This window comes from Burkholderia sp. COPS, from assembly GCF_019425585.1.
GTDB lineage: Bacteria > Pseudomonadota > Gammaproteobacteria > Burkholderiales > Burkholderiaceae > Burkholderia > Burkholderia cepacia.
On record NZ_WIXR01000012.1, the window covers coordinates 117,878 to 138,535 of the forward strand.

The window sequence follows — 20,658 nt, forward strand, 5'->3', positions numbered from 1 at the left end:
TACCTGCGACGTAAGGAAATCCGCGCGGCCGCTAACGATGGCACGTGCCGGCAGACACGCCGCCCGGGTGGTGCGGCAGCATCTACGCATATCGCTTGCCCGCAAGCGCGCCCGCACGCAGCGTCATTCGTACAGCTACGCATTCGTCAACGCGGCTTGCTGCAAGCCGGATCGGTTCCGCGCCGCTCGGCCGAATCGCACCAGTAACCCGGCCGCCACGCTTCGAACGTGACGGCTTTTGCCGCATCGGCGCGCGTGACGCGCACCGGGTCGGCTTTCAGCGCATCGCCGTTCGGGTCGTCGTTGAGCCGCCAGTTCCGCATGACTTCGCGATGAAACACCCACGTGCGGTGCGCGGCGTCGTAGCGAAACGTCACGCGGTCGCGCCAGTGGCTCGGCCCCGCGAATACGCCCTGTTCGACCGTGAAGGTGCGGGGTTCGATCGTGAGCGCGTTCTCGGCGACGCCATCGAGATACGGGTCGCCCATCCCGCCTTCGTCGGCTTTCATGATCACGGTGTCGTTGCGCGCCGCGAGCCGGTAGTGCCCGTCCTTGCCCGGCAGGAAGATCATCAGCGGACGCAGCGATGCGTTGCGCATCGAATCGCCGGGCTGGTGCGCGACGACCACATAGCCGATGCGGGAGCTGTCGGTCAGGCGTCCCGACGCGGCATCCAGCGCTTCGTAGCCGGCGGGAAGCTGCGCGACGATATCGTCCGGAAGGGCGGGTGTATCCGGGCAACGGATTGAAGAAGGCGTGTCGCCGCACGTCGCGGCGTAGGTGCCGCCGATGCCGGACGTCAGCAGCGCGGCGACGAGGCATCCTGTGATGCGGGAGATCGTCATGCGGATCGGGTCTGGAGGTCGCGCCGCGAAAGCCGGCGCACACGCGCCGACTCGTCTCGCCGCAGCGCGGGTTGATCGTTCGTCGGGGGCGCAGTGTAACCGGTCATGCGCGCTTGCGCGTCGGCCTCGGGGCCGGCACGGGCGCGGGCGCCGGCGGTGCGTCGGCCTGCTCGCACAGCCGATCGAGCATCCGCTGCGCGGCGTCCGCGCAATCCTCGCCCGCCGGCTTGTTTTCGATCTCGTCGATCAGCGTTTCCAGATGCTGCCGGTTCTGCGCGAGACGCCGTTCGAGCAGCGCGATTTCGTCGACCTTGTGGCGCAGCGCGACCAGCAGTTCGTCGTGCGGCCATGCACCGAGATTCGGCGGCAGCACCGCGCGGATCTCGTCGAGCGAGAAGCCCGCGCCCTGCGCGCGGTCGATGATCGCGAGCCGCGTCAACGCTTCCGGCCCGTATTCCCGATAGCCGTTCGCCTGGCGGCGGGCCGGCTCGAGCAGGCCGCTCGCTTCGTAGAAGCGGATGCGCGACGCCGCGAGGCCGCTCGCCTTCGCCAGTTCGCCGATTTTCATGGTGGGCTCCAAAAGGGCTTGACCTTAAAGTTGACTTTAAAGTTATCGTTGGGCATCGTCAATCGAGGGTGCCCTCCATGAACCTGTTTACGCCGCTGACACTGCCCAACGGGGCGGTGATTCCGAACCGTCTGGCCAAGGCCGCGATGGAAGAGAACATGGCCGATGCGAACCACGCGCCATCCGACGCACTGCTGCGCCTGTACCAGGCGTGGGCCGACGGTCAGGTCGGGCTGATCCTGACCGGCAACGTGATGGTGGACGGTCGCGCGATGACGGGACCGAACGGCGTCGTGCTCGAAAGCGACGCGCATCTCGACCGTTTCCGCCGCTGGGCGCAGATCGCGCGCTCGAACGGCGCGCACGTGTGGATGCAGATCAATCACCCGGGGCGCCAGATGCAGGCGGCGCTCGGCCAGACGACGCTCGCGCCGTCGGCCGTGCCGCTCGCGCTCGGCGCGCTGTCGAAGCAGTTTCCGGTGCCGAAGGAAATGACGGCAGCCGATATCGCGGACGTGCAGCAGCGCTTCGTGCGCGCCGCGCAGCTCGCGGAGCAAAGCGGCTTCACCGGCGTGCAAGTGCACGCGGCGCACGGCTATCTGCTGAGCCAGTTCCTGTCGCCGCTGACGAACCGTCGGCAGGATCAGTGGGGCGGCAGCATCGAGAATCGCGCGCGCCTGCTGCTCGACATCGTGAAGGCGGTGCGCGCGGCGGTGTCGCCGGCATTCGTCGTCGCGGTGAAGCTGAACTCGGCCGATTTCCAGCGCGGCGGCTTCAGCGCGGACGATGCGAAGCGCGTGGTCGAACTGCTGAATCCGCTCGGCGTCGATCTCGTCGAACTGTCGGGCGGCAGCTATGAAGTGCCGGCGATGCAGGGCGAGGCGCGCGACGGGCGCACGCTGGCCCGCGAAGCGTATTTCCTCGAATTCGCGCGCGATATCACGGCGGTCGCGCAGATGCCGCTGATGGTCACGGGCGGCATCCGGCGCCGCGCGGTGGCCGAGCAGGTGGTGGACAGCGGCGTGGCGATGGTCGGCATCGCGACCGCGCTGTCGATCGACCCGAACCTGCCGCGCGACTGGCGAGCCGGCAAGGACAGCGCGCCGGTGCTGCAGCCGATCCGATGGAAGAACAAGGTGCTGGGCTCGCTGGCGAACATGGCCGTCGTCAAGTTCCAGCTGACGCGGCTCAGCGAAGGCCGGCGCACGCATCCGCAGGTGTCGCCGCTCCGCGCGCTGGTCGGGCAGCAACTGGCCGCGCAGTGCCAGACGCGGCGCTACCGCAAGTGGATGGCGGGGCGCGCGGCGGCCACGCGTGCGTGATGTGCGCGCCGCCGTGCCTGTTCCGGCGGCACGCGCGCCGCGTCAGAACCGGTAGCTCGCGAGCACTTCGAGCCGCCGGTCGTTGCCGAGCAGGTACTGCGTCTCGTTGTAGTACGCGGACTGCACGAAGCGGCGATTGAACACGTTGTACGCGCGCGCCGTGATCGTCGTGTCCTTGCGCGGTTTCCATGCGAGGCCGAGGTCGACGGTGGTATACGACGGCATCACGAGCTGGTTCGCGGTATCGGCGAAGCGCTTGCCGACGTACTTGACGCCCGCGATGCCCGTCCAGTCCGGCGCGAAGCGCCAGCTCACCCACAGGTTCGCGAGCCGCTGTGGCACCGACACCGGCACGTTGCCCGCGCGCGAGACCGTCGTGCCGCCGGACGTCTGCTGGAAGTCATCGTATTTCGCGCGCAGGATCGACACGTTCGCGTCGACGCGCCAGTCCTTCGCGATCTCCGCGCCGACCGTCGCCTCGAGCCCGCGCGACGACTGCCGGCCGACCTGGATCGACTGGTTCGGGTTCAGCGGATCGGCCGTCAGCAGATTGCTCTTGACGATCCGGTATGCCGCGAGCGTCCATTCCGCCTTGCCGTCCAGGAACGACTGCTTCACGCCGATTTCGATCTGCCGGCCGGTCGCGAGCGTGAAGTTCGCCTTCGACGCATTCAGCGACAGCAGCGAGCTGATCGGGTCGGCCGCGACCGAATACTGGCCGTACACGGCGAGGCCCGGCTGCACGTCGTACACGGTGCCGATGCGCCAGCCCGTGTTCGCGAACACCTTCGTGAACGCGCCGCCGTTCACGAGATCGTCGCGATTCACGCTCGCGTGGTCGTAGCGCAGCCCGCCGATCACCGACCAGCGCGGCGTGATGGCCAGCCGGTTCTCGGCGAACAGCGCGTACTGGTTCGCCTGGCTGCGGTACTTCGGATAGGTGCCGGCCGTGTTGATGAAGCTGCCCGGATCGAAGCTGAACGGGTCGACCGTCGACGTGCCCGAATAGGGCGCGTTGTTGTCGTGCTGGAACGTCGTGTGATTGAACTCGACACCCGTCGAGAACGTGTTGCGCATGCCGAGCAGCGCGGTGGTCACGGTCGCCGCCGTCACGTTCCCGTACTGCTCCTGGTCGTGGAAGATTTCCGTGTAGCTGCTGCGCCGGACCTGCGTGGTCGACGGCAGATACGTGTAGTACTCCGCATCCTTCCAGTGACGGTTGCTTTTCATCCGGTACAGCGTGGTCGTCACGTTCAGGCTGTCGCTCGGCTGCCAGTTCGCCGATACCGTCGCCCAGCTGTCGCGGAACGCGATGTCGCTGTCGCCGACGTTGTAGTTCTTCTTGTCGAGCGCACGATCGCGCGCGCCGTTGACGAGCGGCACGCCGAAATACTGCATCGGATGCTGGAAGCCCTGCGCGTACGACGCCGTCACGTACAGGTCGGACGTCACGTCGTAGCGCAGCGCACCGGAGATCGACAGGTTGCGGGAATTGCCGCGGTCCACCCAGTTCGACGAGCGGTTGCCGCTGATGTCGAAGCGGTACGACAGCCTGTCGTTGATCGCGCCGCCGCTGCCGAACGCGACCCGCGCGGTGCCCTCGGTGCCGCCGCCCGCCTGCAGCTCGTTGCGGATCGGGCCGCGCGTCGGCTTCTTCGGGACGATGTTGACGACACCGCCGATCGCCCCTTCGCCGTAGATCACCGAAGCCGGGCCGCGCAGCACGTCGATATGGTCGACCGACCACGTATCGAACGGAAAGGTGATGCCGATCGCGCCGTACGGGCGCACGCCGTCATAGAGCTGCGTGACCGACGACGCGCCGACGAAGCCGCGCGCGCCGAGCTCCGAGCCGCCGTTGCCGGGATGCGGTGATGCGCTGATGCCGGCGGCGCGGCTCACGGCGTCGACGATCGAACTGTCGCCGCGCGTGTCGAGCGTCTTGCGATCGATCTGTTCGACGCTCGCGGGCGTTTCGAGCGACGACAGGCCGAGACGGCTGCCGGTATCCAGCGGTTGCGTGAGCGGCGTTGCCTTCTGCGCGTTGACGCGAATCGGCGCAAGCGTGGCGCCGGTGTTCGCGGCGTCGCTTTCCTGGGCCTGCCCGGCCGGCGCGAAGGCCGCGAGCAAGGCGGCGGGCAGCATCGAACTGAACTTCATGTTTCGGTTTCCTTTGAATCTGTGTAACGAGCGATACCGCAGGCGGCGCGTCAGAACGCGTACCGCATGCCGGCGAACACGCTGCGTCCTTCGCCCGGATAGAAGATCGCGGTGTTCGCGGTGCGCGCATTCGCGACGGTGCTGATGTCGCTGACGTAGCGCTTGTTGGTCAGGTTGCGCGCGTCGACGAACAGCGACAGTCCATTGCGAAAGTCGTAGCCGGCCTGCAGCCCGAGCAGCGCGTAGCTCGGCACGCGCAACGTGTTCGCATCGTCGGCCCATGCGCCCGACGGCACCCAGTCGAGCGTGGCCGCGATGTGGAAGCCGCTCGGGCGCGCGTAACCCAGCGTCGCGCGCAGCACGTTCAGCGGCACGCCCGCGATCCGGTTGTTGCCGTACTGCGGGTCGTTCTTGAAGCGGAAGTCGTTCAGGTTCCAGATGCCGGACAGCGTGATCTTGTCGCCCACGCCGCGGCCGGTGACGTTGCGCAACAGCTCGACCGACGCACCGGCCTCGATCCCCTGCAGCACCGTCCTGTTCGCATTGAACGTCGCCGCCGGCACGTCCGGGTTCGTCGTGTACTGCAGCAACTGGTCGCGCACGAGCGAGCGATAGGCGGTCACGTCCCAGCTCACGCGCTCGCGCGAGCCGCGCGTGCCGAACTCGATCGTCCATGCGTGCTGCGCCGCGAGCGGCGTGAAGCGCGTCGTGTTCGAGAAGGTCTGCGTGAGGTCGGTGAAGTCGGGCACGTCCTGGCTGCGCGTGATATCGACGTAGGCCTGGGTGTTCGCGTCCGGCTGCCACAGCAGCCCGAGCTTCGGATTGACGCCGCTGTAGCTCGCGTTCGTCGACTTGTAGTTCGGGTCGCGCGGCAGCCCGCCGTTGTCGATGTACTCGCGCACCGAATGCAGCGCCTTCACGCCGGTCATCAGCGCGACGGTCGGCATGAAGAACAGCCGGTTCTCGACGTACGCTTCATAGTTGAACGCCGTCTGCGTCGAGTCGAGCGTCTGCGCGCCCTTGTTGCCGTTGACGTTCACGTACTGGTTCGCCTGCGTGCGGCCGCCGAAGAAGCGCGCGCCGACGATCAGGTCGTTGCGCATCCCGCCGAGCGTCAGGCGGCCGGTGTAGCGCGGTGCGAAACCGTAGGTCCAGCCGTCCTGGTCGAGCGCCTGGAAGATCGGGTGATAGAGGCTCTTGTGAATCGCCCACGTGTCGAATTGCAGTTCGCCCGAATCGAGCTTCACCGTCGTGCGGTTGGCGATCCGCTCGGTGCGCGTGTTGCGCGCCTGATCGCCCGATATCGCGTTCGGCGCTGCCCTGGTCGGATCGTTCAGCGCGTCGGACAGCGACAGCGTGCCCGGCAGCAGCTGGTCGACGACGTACACGCCGACGTAGAAGCGCGTTTCGACGGCCGGGCTGAACCGGTAGCCGACGTTCGCGTTGAACTGCTCGTATTGCCCCTTCGAATGATCGCGATAACCGTCCGAATGATTGACGCTGAAGTTCGCGAGGAAGTCGAGCGGGCCGAGCACGCGCGAGATCTGCGCGCTCGTGCGCACCGTGCCGTAGCTGCCGCCTTCCACGCGCACGATGTTCGGCGCGTCGGCGGTGTGGGCGGTCGGTGTGATGAAGTCGATCGCGCCGCCGAGGGTCGATGCGCCGTACGCGAGGCCGTTGCCGCCCTTGTAGACCTGCACCGCCTGCAGCGCGAGCGGATCGATCTGGTAGTAGTCGCCGCTGCCGTCGGCGAGGTTGGTCGGGATGCCGTCCTGCAGGATCTCGAGGCCGCGCGTGTGATACGAGCGGGCAATCCCCGAGCCGCGGATCGACAGGCGCAACTCCTGGCCGTAGCGGTTCTCGACGAACACGCCGGGCACGTCCTTCAGCACGTCGCGCAGTGTGAAGGCGTAGGTGTTCTGGTAGCTGTCGGCATCGACGAAGCCCACCGAGCCGACCGTCTGGTCGAGCGTGCGCTTCAGGTCGACGGTCGATTTCGACGTCAGGGAGTCTGCCGCGCGAGTCGCGTTGACGTTGATCGCGGGCAGCGTCGATGCGGTCGGCGCGTCGGTCGGCGCGGCGCCTTGTGCGCATGCGGCTGACGCGGAGAGCACGGAGATCGCGCCGGACAGCGCGACGGCAATACGGGTCGAGGGAAACATGTCGTTGTACGTAGGGTTGGAATGACGATGATGAAACGGACACGATGCGCGCCATGCGCGGCGCCGGCCGCCGCGCGTGGTCACGCGCGCGGGCTCGGCATCGGGCAGCAGCAAGGCGGGCAGGCGAAGCGGACGGCGCCGCGCGATGTGCGGCGACGCGGTCGCGAGGTGCGTCAGGCGCGGGAGGAGGGTGGCCCGCGGGCGGCGAGCGCGTAGCGCTTCGAAGGGGGGCGGGCCGCGGGGATCGGCGGCGCGGGCGTCGCATGCCGCACGGCCGGGGCGGCGGACAGGAACGCCGCGTACTGCAACGGCGGATGGCCGGCGAGCAGGCCGCAATAACCGCAGCGTTCGAAATGCGCATCGGCGGGCGCATGCGGTTCCGCGTGCGCCACGAGCGTATTGCCGGTTGCCGAGCAGATCGGCGCGGCCGGCAGGCCGCCAACGGATTCGGATGCGCTCGCGCGCAGTTGCGAGATCAGCGGCGCGACCAGCGCGAGCACGAGCGCGAACAGCCCGAGCCACGCCGTGGCCCGGGCTTGCCGTGTCGGCGCGCGGCGTGCGCCGGCGCGTGACGAATCAGGCTGCCGCGCGTGCCGCACGGCCGAACAGCAGACGGTCGATCAACCAGACCGCGACGATCGTCGCGCCCATCAGCGGAAAGACGATGCCGAGCAGCACGAGCCCCGCGATCCAGCCGCGCATCGGCGGCGTGCCGCGTTCGCGCGACGGCGCGCCGAGCTTGCCGGCCGGGCGCCGTTTCCACCACATCACGGTGCCGGTGACGGCCATCGCGGCCAGCCCGAGCGACAACACCGCGCAGACGATCTGGTTCGCGAGCCCGAAGTAGCGGCCCATGTGCAGCGACGTGCCGTACGACACGGCGCGCGATACCGCGCCGTAGTCGTCGTAGCGGATGTCCTTCAACACGGCGCCGTTGTACTGGTCGAGGTAGATCGTCCGCTCGGCCTGCGGGTCGTCGGGGAAGTACGACGCGGTGAACACGCCGTCCGCGCCGGACGGCAGCGCGAGCGTGTAGCCGCTCGTCACGCCGAGGCCCGCGACGATTGCGATCGCGCGGGCCAGCGGCAGCGGGGCCGGGGTCGGCGCCGACGGCGAATGCGGGACGGGCACGTTGCCGACCGCCCACGGCGTTTGCGGCAACGGCAGGTCGTCCATCACCATCCCCGGCATCGACTCGCCGGATTCGTGGTGATGGCCCGAGGGTGCGGCGGCCTGCGCGGGCGCATGCCCGGGCGCCGCGGCGGCACCCGGGCGCGTCGAGCGCACCGACGCGCCGCCCCATGCGCCTTCCGGTGCGCCGAGGTTCACGGTCGCGGCCAGCGCCTTGAAATTCTTGCCCCACGAACCCGACCACGGCAGCCCCGTCAGGATGAATGCCACCGTGCCGGCCGCGAGCCAGATGCCGGCCGTCGCGTGGAGGTTTTTCCACAGCGGCCGGCCGCGCAGCGACAGGTCGGGCCGCAATGCGCGCCCGACGCGCGCCGTGCCGCGCGGCCACCACAGTGCGATGCCGGTGCCGATCATCACGAAGGTCCAGCACGCGGCGAGCTCCATCAGCAGTTCGCCCGTCTTGCCGAGCAGCAGCTTGCGATGCAGCATCCGGTCGATCTGCATGAAGCGGTTCTCGACGCTCAGCGTACCGAGCACGCTACCGTCGTACGGGTTCACGTACACGCTCTCGCGGCTGCCGTCGCGCAGCCGGAACACGTATTCGGCGCTGTGGTCCGGCGCGGTCGAGACCTGGACGGAAACCGGCGTCGCGCCGGCCGGCATCGCGGTGCGCGCACTCGCGAGCAGCACGTCGGGATCGAGGCGCGGCGTGGCACGCGGCTCGACGACGAGCCGGTGCGGATACAGCAGCGGCTCGATCTGCGGCTGGAAGCAATACAGCGTGCCCGTGATCGCGAGGATCACCAGGAAAGGCATGACGAACAGGCCGGCATAGAAGTGCCAGCGCCAGAGCGTCCGGTAACCCGCGTGGGCGGAATGGGCGGGCGAGAGGGCCCGCTCGACGGTGGTCGACATGGTGTCAGCTCCTCGTGTTCGTTGAGCGGCCACGCCGGCGCGTGCCGGCGGACGTCAACGTGCGTTGCGCCCGCCTGCGCGCAGCGACGGAGCGGGCGGCGCGGCGCCATGCGCGGACGGTGCGCATGACGGCGTCGCCCGCGCGGTGCGGGCAGGCGGATGAACGCTTGAATCAGGTCGTATGAGACGAACGGCGTGCAGGCCCGTGCATATCGATGCGCGCAGGCCGCGAGGCGGAACCGTCAGCAGAACAGGGGAGGCGCGCGGGAAGGAGGGCGATCGTCGAAGATCGATCGCACGAACGGAAGAGGGGCGACGTGAATCCGGAAGCGCCGCGGTATCGCGGCCGGAAACAGCAGCACCAGCAGCACGAACGACGCGAGCGCCGTGAACAGCGCGGCGCCGAATGCGCACAGGCTGTCGCCGCCTCCGGCGGAAGCCGGGTTGTCGGCGTGCGCGTCATGCTTGAGCGCATCGGCAAGCGCGTGCGCATCGTTGGCCGGCGTGATCGGCGCGCCGGCATCGAAACGGGCAGCCAGCGCGGCCACGTCGACGATCAGCGGGCCGCGGCCCGAACACAGCACCACCGAGCCCGCATCCGGACCGTCCGGATCGAGCATCACGGCGCCCGACATCAGCGCGCGGGACAGCAGCGTCACGAGGAGGAACCCCCACAGAAGCTGTCGCGCGACGCCTGGCCGGAGCAGGAAGCGGCGAAGTGCGTTCATGGCGCGCGATTGTACCTCCGTTTGCGGTGCGGGGCCGCTCGTCACGCTGATGCACGGCATCAGGCCGGCGTGCTGCCGGAAGCGGAGGCGGCGCGCGCGCGGCGGCTATCCGGAACCGGGCGATCCGCTTTCCGGCGGCGCGTTCGCCGGGCCATACGACCAGGTGCCGTCCGCGCGGGCGGTGAGCACGTTGCCCGAGCGCCGGTCGTAGAGATGCCACTGCTCGTCGGCCGGATCGTCGCCGTACGGCCAGGTCGTCAGCTTGCCGCCGAGGTCGAAGTCGAATGCCCACGAACCCGGCTGGGCGTGCGGCGCGACCGATTGCAGGATCTGTCCGTCGAGACGCTGCGCGGCGGCGGCGATGTCGCCGGAGCGGGATTCGCTGTGCGCGAGTTCGAGGCCGTCGAGCGCGATCGACCAGTGGCAGTAGCAGATCCACAGATGCCCGCTGCCGGCGACCGTCACGTGCCGCGACGCGAGCCTGTCCCGGGACGCCGCGGACAGGCCCGGCGAGCCGGCGAGCGGCTCCCTGACATGCAGCGCGGGCTGCCCGAATTCGAACGTGAGAAAGCTGCCCTGGCCCTTCGTCACCGACCAGGCCGGAGTGTCGCAGATGGCCGGCCAGATCCGGTCGAAGTCGGCGGCGTTCACGGCGTGCGTCTCGTGTCGGCGAAACCGGCCCGGAGGTCGTTCGCGGTGTCGTCGTCGCCGGCGAGCAGCGCGGACAGGTCGCCGGGCGACATGCGCCGCATCGCCCGCTCGACGTCGCGATCGTAGCGGCGGTCGTTCGGGTCGAGATGCTTTTGAGCCTTGCGCCCGTAGCGTTTCACGAACACGCCGAGCGCGCCGGCCAGCCGGGATGTCCGGTTCCTGATGCTCATGCGGCGAGATTATCGGGCGTGCGCGCGAATCGGGAATGGCCGCCGTGGCCGTGCTTGCCGCCCGCGGCAGCCGCTGCGTGGTGCCGGCTCAGGCCGGGTACGCATCGTCGACTTTCAGGTTCGCGAGGCGGAACAGCGTGCGCAGCGTCTGCGGATGAATGTCGCGGTGCGCGGCGAGCGACGTCAGCATGAAGTCGAGCACCTTCGCGTAGCGGAGCAGCACGAGGCAGCGCGCGAGATCGGGCGTGCGGCCGCGCATGTCCTCGGCGAGGTGGACCATTTCGGTCGACAGCGAGCGCGCCATCTCGAGTTCCATCTGCTGTTTTTCGGTCCAGTCGGGCAACGGCTGTTCGAGCAGTTTCGCGAGAAAGAGCTGGAACGACGTGTCGGACGAATTGGGCAGCGCATCCATGAAAGGCCTCGTTGCTTGCGCGAATCGTTCGGGCGTATCGGCTGGACGCGCCCGAGGGTGGGTTTGTGTCCGCGCGATGACCGGCGCGGCTGTCTCGCCCGAATGGAATGCAGGTTCCGTACCAGCGCAGCGGGACGATTGTTGAGCAATGTTGAGCGACGGTGCGATGCCGGGCGGCGAGTCCCGCCGGTACTGGATCGTGGCGGCGATCGAGGAGGCCGTCTACCTGCGCGGCGCGATGCATGTCGGGCGCGCGGGGCGGTCCGGCGAAGCGAAATGCTTCACGGATGTAACGTAACGCGGGGATAAATTGCGTCGCGCGTTCCATGGCGGGCCGACGAAACGGGCCGCCGCGCGCCTGCCGCCTGCGCCTGTCAGGCGTTCGGCCGGCCGGAGGCGGCGCTGCGGGATGGCCGCCACCGGCGGCGAAAACCGGCGGCGAACGTGACGGGTGTTTCAAAACCGAGACGGATTCGCCCACGGCGAGCCGGCTGCACGACCTGTCCAACTGGCCCAGCGAATTGCCGGCCAATTGTCCATGGGCAGACGGCGCGCGTTTGCCAACAATGCATTGATCATCCCTGCGAGGTTCGACATGAGCGTCCACTCTTTTTTCTCGGCCAACCTGCTGCTGGCCTACACGGCCTATTTCATCGGGACGGCCAGCCCCGGGCCGAGCAATCTCGCGATCATGTCGGTCGCCGCGAACCAGGGCCGCAAGGCGGCGCTCGCGTTTGCGCTCGGCGTGATTTCAGGGTCGATGGTCTGGGCGACGGTGGCGGCGCTCGGCGTGTCGGCCGCGCTGCTGGCATGGTCGAAGCTGCTGGTCGCGATCAAGATCTTCGGCGGGTTGTACCTGATGTGGCTGGCATTCAAGTCGGGGCGCACGGCATGGTCGGGCAAGGCGGCGGCGTCGCTGAACGCAGCGGGCGAGCAACGGCTGTCGCGTTTCTACGTACGCGGCGCAATGCTGCACCTGACCAATCCGAAGGCGATCCTCGTGTGGGTGTCGATCGTCGCGCTGTCGTCGAATGGCGCGGGCGCGTCGCACGGCGCCGTCGTGCCGGGCTGCCTCGTGATCGGGTGCCTGGTGTTCGGCGGCTATGCGCTCGTGTTCTCGATGAACGGCGCGCGCCGGCTGTACGTGCGCGGCCGGCGCGCGATGGAAGCGTGTCTCGCCGTCGTGTTCGGCGTGGCGGGGATTCGGCTGCTGGTGTCGAACGTGTAGCGCATGCGCTCGCCATGCGGGCGCACGGCCGGCGCAAGCGGCTCGCGAGTGAGCGAGCCGTGCCGCGCGGCCGCCGTACTCAGAAAATGAAGCCCGTGTTGATGAACTTCGACGTGTGATCCGACACGATCGAATCGAGCAGCTGCTTGCTGCTGTCGGTCTGCTTCGCCGCGACCATCGAGCGGATCGAGAACGCGCGCAGCGCGTCGCTCACCGACAGCGTGCCTTCCGCCGAATCCTTGCGGCCCGCGAACGGGAACACGTCGGGCCCGCGCTGGCACTGGCAGTTGAGGTTCACGCGGCACACCTGGTTCACGAGCGGATCGACGAGCGCGCCGATCTGCACCGGATCGGAGCCGAAGATGCTGACCTGCTGGCCGTGATCCGACGTCGTCACGTAGTCGAGCGCCGTCTCGACGTCGTCGAACGGCGCGACCGGAATGATCGGCCCGAACTGTTCCTCGCGGTACAGTTTCATCCCTTCCGACACCGGGTACACGACGGCCGGATAGAACAGCGTCTTGCTGAACTCGCCGCCCGAATGGTTGACGACCTGCGCGCCCCTGGCCTTCGCGTCGTCGATCGCGTCCGTCATGTAGGCCGTGCGATGCATGCCGGGCAGCGGCGTGATGCTGACACCCTTCTCCCACGGCATGCCGATCTTCAGCTGCTCGAGCGCGGCGGTGAAGCGCTTCAGGAATTCGTCGACGATCGAGCGGTGCACGAGCAGCATCTTCAGCGCGGTGCAGCGCTGACCGTTGAACGACAGCGCGCCGAGCAGGCACTCCTTCACGGTGAGGTCGAGATCGGCGTCGGGCAGCACGATCGCCGCGTTCTTCGCATCGAGGCCGAGGATCGCGCGCAGCCGGTGCGACTTCGGGTGCTGCTTCTTCAGGTGGTCGGCCACCTTGCTGGAGCCGATCAGCGCGAGCACGTTGATCTTGCCCGACGCGAGCATGTGCGGCACGACCACCGCGCCGGGCGCGTAGATCGTGTTGATCACGCCCTTCGGGAACGCGTCGCGGAACGCCTCGAGCAGCGGCTCGAACAGCAGCGTGCCGTATTGCGGCGGCTTGAACACCACGGTGTTGCCCATCAGCAGCGCGGGGATCAGCGTCGCGAACGTCTCGTTCAGCGGATAGTTGTACGGGCCCATGCACAGCACGACGCCGAGCGGCGTGCGGCGGATCTGGCCGATCGTGCCTTCCGCGATCACGAAGCGCGAGTTCGCGTTGTCGAGCTCCTTCAGCGCGTCGATCGTCTGCGTCATGTACGTGACGGTACGGTCGAACTCCTTCTGCGAATCGGCGAGGCTCTTGCCGATCTCCCACATGATCAGGTTCACCACCAGTTCGCGCTGCGCGACCATCCGCTTGATGAAGTCCTGCATGCACGCGATGCGCTGCTCGACCTTCATCGTCGGCCACTCGCCGCGGCCCGAATCGTACGCGCGCACCGCGGCGTCGAGCGCCGCGTCGCTTTCCGGCTCGCCCATCACGGGATAGCTGCCGATCTCGACCTGCTCGACGCTGCCGTCCGCCTGTCGCACGCACACGGGCGACAGCACGGTCTTGGTCGCGCCGTCCCACGGGCGCAATTCGCCGTCGACGAGCGACACGCGCTGGTGGATCGGCGAAGCGAGCCGGTACTCGGCGGGGATGTCCTCAAGGGCGGGAAACAGCTGTTGCAGGGAGGCGGAATCGGGCATGACGGTCTCGTTTGACGGGGTGTCCGGGAAGGACGGGCGATGCGAATCCTGAGCTGAGCGATCCTCGATCCTGAATCGGCATGATGACGCGCGCACGACGAAGCGTCACGGGGAAACATGGCCGAATCAGCAAATGGAACCAGTTCCATTAAAAAGGAACGCCGGCGTGAATGCAAGATTTGCCGAATCGTGCCGCATGCCTTGAGAGCATCCGGAAAGACTGTTGCGGAATGCTGGATATAACACGCCACAGGCACCCGCAAACGTTTCCCTGTGGCCGGATTGCGCGGATAATGGCTCGGCGCGGCGAAGAAAAAAATGTAGCGAACCTGAGAGCACACGCAGTGAACAGAAGAAGATCCGCCGCACCGCCGATGCGAGGTCGGCTGCCCGGAGCGCCGGGTCGGGGTTGCCCGGTCCGGCGCGCACCGGACTTCGAATGCATGCCGTCTGCTTCGACGGATGCTTCGTGATCCTCTCCAGTCTCTTAGTCGTCAAATCCCGAATCCCGTCTGGTGCCCGGCCCTTCATCGCCCGATGGGGGAGATGAAATTCTTTCGTTTTAATTACGCCAAAGCCGCGCCAAAGCGCGAAACAGAAAGGTATTCGTCAGGAATGCAGAGCGCCGAGCGCATGCACGTTGCGGGCAGGCGACACGTCGAAAATTTACTAAAAACACGAATCATTCTCGTTTAATATTTCGCTCCGTTACAAGTCGCGACAGAACGCCGCGGCTCGTTTCGTGCCGGTTCCGCCGGCCGGCAGCCACCCGCGCCGGCTGTGCGTCGGCCGGCGGATGCGACGGGGAGATCCCCCGCGCATCGTCTCTTTCACGGAACGCTTCGTCGGTCGATTCGCCGCGTGATGCGCGCGTTGGCCGGATGCGTTTTCGTTCGCCGTTTTTCCTTCAGCCCCTACGTTCACGATGAAACTCAACAAGAGCGCCTGCCATGCGCTTCTGATCGCCACGTCGCTGGCCGGCGCACGCACCTCGTTCGCGCAGGCGAGCGACACTGCGGCGACCCTGCCCGCGATCTCCGTCAATGCGGCTGCCGAGCATGCGTCGTACGACGGCGGCCACTCGCGCGCGGCGACCAAGACCGACATGTCGCTGATGGACGTGCCGCAGACGGTGAACGTCGTTCCGCACGCGGTGATCGAGGACCAGAACGCGACGTCGATGCAGGATGCGCTGCGCAACGTGCCGGGCATCGGCTTTTCGGTCGGCGACGGCCAGCGCGACCAGATCACGATCCGCGGCTTCAACAGCATCACGGACCAGTACGTCGACGGCATCCGCGACGACGCGCTGTACTACCGCGACCTGTCGAACGTCGATCGCGTCGAGGTGCTGAAGGGGCCGGCGGCCGTGCTGTACGGGCGCGGCTCGGCGGGCGGCATCGTGAATCGCGTGCTGAAGCGGCCGGAAGCGAACCCGGTGCGCGACGTGGGCGTGACGCTCGGCACGCGCGGCGAGCGGCGCGGCGAATTCGACCTCGGCTGGAACGCGAACGATGCGGCGCGTTTCCGCATGACCGGCGCGGCCGAGAATTCGAACAGTTTCCGCGACCAGTTCCAGCTCAACCGCCAGGCGTTCGCGCCGTCCGCGCAGTTCAAGCTCGACCGCGACACGGTGCTGAACGTCGAATTCGACTACCTGCACGACCGCCGCACGTCCGACCAGGGGCTGCCGGCGTATCTCGGCCGGCCGGTCGACGTGCCGATCAACACGTATTACGGCTCGGCGGACGCGGCGAACAGCTCGTACAACGACATCTCCGCGAAGAGCGCGACGGTGTCGCTCGATCACCGCTTCAGCGATTCGCTGTCGTTTCACGGCGCGATCCGCGCGTACGACTTTTCGCTCGAACGCAAGAACTACGTGACGTACGAGCCGATCAAGACCGCCGCGCACCCGGTCGTCACGCTCGACCAGTCGACGCGCCAGCGCACCGACCACGGCATCGACGGCCTGTTCGAGCTCACGCAGAAGACCTCGCTGTTCGGCATGCGCCACGAGCTGCTGTACGGGCTCGAGCTGTCGCAGCAGCAGAAGTTCGACACGATCTACAGCGTGTCGAAGGTCGCGACCTACGATCTGTTCAATCCGCAGCAGGTGATCCTGCCCGGCGTGCCGACCGGCGCGCGGGCGAAGACGAACGCGTCGACCGTCATCGGGCTCGCGGGCGTCTACGCGCAGGACCTGATCTCGCTGACCGAGCACTGGAAGGTGCTCGCGGGGCTGCGTTTCGACTACCTGAACCAGATCCGCCACGACTACACGTCGTCGAACGTCAACCTCGACCGTACCGATCACGCGTGGAGCCCGCGCGTCGGGCTGATCTACGAACCGCTCGACTGGCTGACGCTGTACGGGTCGTTCAGCCAGTCGTTCTCGCCGCTCGCCGATACGCTGATCAGTGCCGGCGCGTTCGCGAACGGCGCCGCGCTCGCGCCGCAGAAGACCACCGCGTATGAAGTCGGCTCGCGCTTCGACCTCGGCGGCAAGGCGACGGCGAGCGTCGCGCTGTTCGACATGCGACAGACCAACCAGCAGATCGGCGACCCGAACAATCCCGGCTACGCGCTGCCGATCGGCACGCAGCACGTGCACGGGATGGAGCTGGGCTTCACCGGCGAGATCGCGCCGAAGTGGTCGGTGTATGCGGGTTACGCGTACCTGAACGGGACGGTCGACGGCTCGGCGCAATCGACGGCAGCGGGCGTCACGGTGGCGAGCAACACGCCCGGGCTGATGCCGCGCCACAGCGCGAACCTGTGGATCAAGCGCGAGTTGCCGTACGGCTTCTATGCGGCGGCCGGCATGCAGTTCCAGTCGGCGCGTTATACGTCGGCGAGCGATCTCGTCACGCTGCCGTCGTTTACCGCGTTCAATCTCGGCGCCGGCTATCGCAGCAAGAAGGTCGACGTGACGCTCACGCTCGACAACCTGTTCGATCGTCGCTACTTCATTGCCGCACACGGCAATGCGGACCTGTACAACATGCCCGGCGACCCGCGCACGCTCACCGCGACGGTGAAGTGGCACATGTAACGCTCGTCACGCGCATCACGCGTGCGATGCGCGACAATGCGGGTCGTCGTCACGATGGCCCGCCTTCCGCTACCCATGATCAGCCAAGCGCTTGATGTGTCGCGCATGCATGGCGCGCGTTTGCGCAGCAGTGAGCGGACTGGCGGCTGCGCGCTAGGTCGCAGTTCGATGTGTGTCAATACGCCGACGCTGCGCATTTGCGACGTCGCCGTGCCGTGATCTGAAGCGAGGGGCGGACTACTCAACGTCCTCGTCATCCTTTTCGCCGGCGTTATCTGCGTCGTGCTCCGGCACCGCTTTCGCGCTCTCATATGTCCGGGCAGCCAGCAGCGAAACGATATTTCACAGTCAATTGCATTTAGGCGGGTCAGTGATTGAAGTGTGAAGTGAAGTACGCTGTTAATGGTATCGGTTGAATATTTCAGAAGTGCCCAGGAAATGAGGGTGCCTTTCCAGGAGGCACTATCGAGATAGCCTGGCAAGAAGATCTTGCTAATCGAGTCGTTGCGGAAATATCGTAATAAGGTATTCCAGAACTATCTTGTTCGATGATCCTACTTGGACGATCCGATAAATGACCGACTTTTTAAAACTAGCGATGCTGAACCGTAAGTCGGAAGCGCGATACGAGGGTCGCGCTTGCCGAATCGGTGCTTCACAGCTCCTTGACGAAGCTCCGGGGTACGTAGCTCAGCTACAACGGAGGTTCAGGAGAAAAGGAGCGGCAGGATGATAGATCGTCAGGCCAATGATAAATCGTTGACGTTTCGTGACATTTTTCAAGCGATTCATCGGGGGATGATGCAGCGCGGTCGGCTATTGATGCTTCATACGCCGCTCGGAGAAAATACTTTGATTCCGTTGCGTGCGCAGGGGTGGTCCAAAGTCGGACGAGGTTATGGCTGGGTCGTCGATGTTGCGTCAACGCGAAATGACATCGATGGGCGCGAGCTGATGCATCAGCAGGTCTCACTGTCTATCCAGCAATTCACTCAAATCTATGCAGATGTGGAATATAGGGCTGTTCACGGGTTTGTGAGGCGATTTGGATCGATTGGATACGATGGAGGCCTTTCGCTCTATCAACTGGAGTTTCAGTCAGCATTGTTTTTTCTCGAGTATGCGAGAGATGAAAATCAATGGTTCGACATGACTGCGCGCGAGATCGTTTCCGATCTTCTCAACAAGTATCCACAACTTCAAGGGCGCTTTAGATTCGCACTCACGCGACAGCCGGTGAAGCGCTCTTATACACGGCAAAGCGAAACAGATCTGAATTTCCTGCATCGCATTCTCGAATCGGAAGGATGGTACTTCTATTGGGATCATGCACCGACTCGTCATGATGATCATTTTAAGGGGTCAACACTTGTTGTTGTCGATAGCGTCTGGTCGTTGCCGGAAGCCAGACGTGCCGAGTTCTATCGTGGAGGTGAAAGTGACGGCACAGATAGCCTTACGCGATGGGCCACGATGCAAACTGCGCAGAGCATGACGTATGCGTCGACCTCGACGAATTACAAGAATATTGAATATCCGTATTCGATACTGAGAGAAAGGGATCTGAGCACTGTCACCTACACCGTCCGGCAATATCGATCTGACGAAGTCCGTAGCGTTCCAGCCGCGCCAATGGAGGTCTTTGAATCGCTGTCGTATGGCTATCCAGACTCACTTGCGGGAAACAGGCATGCGAAAATTCGAACCGAAGCATGGGATTCGGCGGCGTGTCGATATTACGGATTGGGCGGCATGCGCTGGACCGATGCCGGGATGCGTTTTACGCTGGAGAATCACCCTCGACACGCCTCGGCAGATCCAAACGATCGTGAGTTCGTGGCTATCGAAGTTCGGTCTGTCATCGAAAACAACATACCTATCGGCCACGGAGCGGCCTATCCGCTCAGCCTTCAAGACATGCTTGCCACTGTCAAGGCAATACACGGCAACCGATTCGATTCCCAGGCGCACATTGTCGATGGTGCACGCGGATTCTACTTGGTCGAGATCGAAGCCCAGCGAACTGATCTTCCATATCGAAGTCCGCTACAGCACAAAAAGCCGGACATGCATACCGAGCATGCGCTTGTTTGCGCACCGGGCAATGAGGAAGCCTGGACTGACGGGCGAAATCGGATATACGTGCGGTTTCGGTGGGATCGACGTAGCAAGCCCGGCGATTCGAGAACGTCACCGCCGCTGCTATCTCTGCAGGCCGATACAGGCAACGGATACGGTTCGGTTCACGTACCGAGAGCGGGGGAATGGGTCATCGTCGGATTTTGGGGGAACGACTGTGACAGGCCGTATGTACTGGGGCGGCTGTACGGTTCTACTAGTTCTCCACAATGGCACGACAATGCTCTCCTTTCGGGCTTTCGCTCGCGGGGATTCGGGAACACCGGATACTTCAATAGCATCGTTCAGGACGATGCCACACACCAGGGTGGGCAACGATTTACCAGTTATTCAAACGGCAGCTACAGCTTGATTCATCAAGGTTACCTGATTCAGCACGAAGGCAATGTGCGCGGGCGGTACGTTGGAATGGGAATCAAGATTCATACCGATGACTATTTGGCGGTAGGGGCAAATAAAGGGGCGCTCATCACGACGTATCACCGTCACTACGACGGCGAACAACTCGATGTGACCGAGGTGTGTCGACAAATTATCGGATCGACCGCGTTGATGAAGTCACTGTCTGAGGCGAGCGAGCGGAGTCAGGCGGGAAGTATGAGAACCGGTCACGAAGCCTTGTCCCTGTTCGTCGATTCGATGCAAAGACCAGTGACACCGCAGCCCATGGGCGGGCGGACCGCGAACGGTGGGACAGGAACTGCCAACGCATTCAAGGAGCCGCTAATTGCGATTGCCGGTCCGGCTGGAATCTCCGCATCTACACAGAAATCAATTCACTATACCGCCGATCGAAACATCAATCTGGTCAGTTGTCGAGACACGAACATCGCTTCGGGGCAATCTCTGAATGTGGCTGCACGCGAACTCGTTAGCTTGTTCGCACAGAACGGAGGGATGCAGTTCGTTGCGAACAAAGGCGATGTGAGAACAGCGACGCACACTGGAGCGATCGAATTGCTGGCACAGGCTGCCATCAAGCTCTTGTCTATTGCGGACAAGATCGAGATGGGTGCGAAGGGCGAAATTCTAATGACAGCCGGTGGGGCTTACATTCGATTGAAAGGCGGCGACATTGAACTCCATGCGCCCGGAAAGTTGGACTTCAAAGGGGCTTCATTCAGCTTCGACGGTCCGAAACGCCTGGACTACCCATTGCCGGTGCTTGCGACGAACGAGGTGTACTCGGGTTGGTTCAAGGCAGTCGACCACGCCGGGCGGCCGGTAGCTGGCATTCGATACCGGATTCAGCATGCGGATGGTTCGCGCGTGTATTACGGCTACACAGATGAGGAGGGCCGGACGCTCGCGGTAACGGCTGCTCTGGCAGATCAGTTGCACGTGGTCTGGGATCCGGATCAGTTCGATGAGTCTGGTGCGGGGGACGAGGTGCTTACCTGTTGA

At 65.4% G+C, this 20,658-nt stretch carries 16 protein-coding genes; 5 read left to right on the forward strand and 11 right to left on the reverse strand.

The genetic code is table 11. The features are described 5' to 3' along the window. Positions 1 to 146: 146 nt before the first annotated feature. Together FOZ70_RS10045 and FOZ70_RS10050 are read right to left on the reverse strand one after the other, a co-directional pair. Entirely contained in the window at positions 147 to 845 is a 699-nt protein-coding gene (locus tag FOZ70_RS10045; RefSeq protein WP_219705746.1) for a hypothetical protein, read from the reverse strand. A gap of 103 nt (positions 846 to 948) precedes the next feature. Next, positions 949 to 1,413, reverse strand: coding sequence for a MerR family transcriptional regulator (locus tag FOZ70_RS10050; RefSeq protein WP_193094911.1), 465 nt, complete (start codon positions 1,411 to 1,413; stop codon positions 949 to 951). A 77-nt stretch (positions 1,414 to 1,490) separates the two neighbouring features. Here FOZ70_RS10050 and FOZ70_RS10055 point away from each other — a divergent pair, with 77 nt between their 5' ends. Continuing rightward, positions 1,491 to 2,735, forward strand: a complete 1,245-nt coding sequence (locus FOZ70_RS10055; protein WP_219705748.1) for an NADH:flavin oxidoreductase/NADH oxidase family protein — start codon at positions 1,491 to 1,493, stop codon at positions 2,733 to 2,735. 42 nt (positions 2,736 to 2,777) lie between these two features. On the opposite strand, the gene FOZ70_RS10060 is transcribed toward FOZ70_RS10055, so the two are convergent. The 8 genes from FOZ70_RS10060 to FOZ70_RS10095 form a co-directional block, all read right to left on the reverse strand. Further along, a complete protein-coding gene (locus tag FOZ70_RS10060) occupies positions 2,778 to 4,895 on the reverse strand; it encodes a TonB-dependent receptor (protein ID WP_219705750.1) in 2,118 nt (705 codons plus the stop codon). A 50-nt stretch (positions 4,896 to 4,945) separates the two neighbouring features. Continuing rightward, positions 4,946 to 7,057, reverse strand: a complete 2,112-nt coding sequence (locus tag FOZ70_RS10065; protein ID WP_219705752.1) for a TonB-dependent receptor — start codon at positions 7,055 to 7,057, stop codon at positions 4,946 to 4,948. A 173-nt stretch (positions 7,058 to 7,230) separates the two neighbouring features. After that, positions 7,231 to 7,656 carry a DUF2946 domain-containing protein gene (locus FOZ70_RS10070; protein WP_219705753.1) on the reverse strand — a complete coding sequence of 142 codons (426 nt, stop codon included), beginning with the start codon at positions 7,654 to 7,656 and terminating at the stop codon, positions 7,231 to 7,233. Then, entirely contained in the window at positions 7,634 to 9,103 is a 1,470-nt protein-coding gene (locus FOZ70_RS10075; RefSeq protein ID WP_219705755.1) for a PepSY domain-containing protein, read from the reverse strand. The genes FOZ70_RS10070 and FOZ70_RS10075 overlap by 23 nt, the downstream gene beginning before the upstream one ends. Positions 9,104 to 9,345: 242 nt before the next feature. Then, positions 9,346 to 9,831 (reverse strand): hypothetical protein, encoded by a 486-nt coding sequence (locus tag FOZ70_RS10080; protein WP_219705757.1) that lies wholly within the window; start codon positions 9,829 to 9,831, stop codon positions 9,346 to 9,348. Between the two features lie 105 nt (positions 9,832 to 9,936). Further along, positions 9,937 to 10,482, reverse strand: coding sequence for a hypothetical protein (locus tag FOZ70_RS10085; protein ID WP_027789773.1), 546 nt, complete (start codon positions 10,480 to 10,482; stop codon positions 9,937 to 9,939). Continuing rightward, on the reverse strand, positions 10,479 to 10,712 hold the full coding sequence (locus FOZ70_RS10090) for a hypothetical protein (RefSeq protein WP_059488873.1): 234 nt from the start codon (positions 10,710 to 10,712) through the stop codon (positions 10,479 to 10,481). Before FOZ70_RS10090 ends, FOZ70_RS10085 begins: the two co-directional genes overlap by 4 nt. A gap of 88 nt (positions 10,713 to 10,800) precedes the next feature. Beyond that, positions 10,801 to 11,124: a hypothetical protein gene (locus FOZ70_RS10095; protein ID WP_021162626.1), complete on the reverse strand. Its 324-nt coding sequence runs from the start codon at positions 11,122 to 11,124 to the stop codon at positions 10,801 to 10,803. 148 nt (positions 11,125 to 11,272) lie between these two features. Here FOZ70_RS10095 and FOZ70_RS10100 point away from each other — a divergent pair, with 148 nt between their 5' ends. Together FOZ70_RS10100 and FOZ70_RS10105 are read left to right on the forward strand one after the other, a co-directional pair. Further along, a complete protein-coding gene (locus FOZ70_RS10100) occupies positions 11,273 to 11,422 on the forward strand; it encodes a hypothetical protein (RefSeq protein ID WP_185633901.1) in 150 nt (49 codons plus the stop codon). Positions 11,423 to 11,719: 297 nt separating this feature from the next. Further along, on the forward strand, positions 11,720 to 12,352 hold the full coding sequence (locus FOZ70_RS10105) for a LysE family translocator (protein ID WP_060275560.1): 633 nt from the start codon (positions 11,720 to 11,722) through the stop codon (positions 12,350 to 12,352). A gap of 79 nt (positions 12,353 to 12,431) precedes the next feature. Here FOZ70_RS10105 and FOZ70_RS10110 read toward each other — a convergent pair whose 3' ends face one another. Continuing rightward, the gene (locus FOZ70_RS10110) at positions 12,432 to 14,060 is read right to left on the reverse strand and encodes an NADP-dependent glyceraldehyde-3-phosphate dehydrogenase (protein WP_048021595.1); all 1,629 of its coding nucleotides are present in this window, start codon (positions 14,058 to 14,060) and stop codon (positions 12,432 to 12,434) included. A gap of 925 nt (positions 14,061 to 14,985) precedes the next feature. Here FOZ70_RS10110 and FOZ70_RS10115 point away from each other — a divergent pair. Both FOZ70_RS10115 and FOZ70_RS10120 read left to right on the forward strand, forming a co-directional pair. Then, the gene (locus tag FOZ70_RS10115) at positions 14,986 to 17,115 is read left to right on the forward strand and encodes a TonB-dependent siderophore receptor (protein WP_219705759.1); all 2,130 of its coding nucleotides are present in this window, start codon (positions 14,986 to 14,988) and stop codon (positions 17,113 to 17,115) included. 729 nt (positions 17,116 to 17,844) lie between these two features. Beyond that, positions 17,845 to 20,658 (forward strand): type VI secretion system Vgr family protein, encoded by a 2,814-nt coding sequence (locus tag FOZ70_RS10120; RefSeq protein WP_219705761.1) that lies wholly within the window; start codon positions 17,845 to 17,847, stop codon positions 20,656 to 20,658.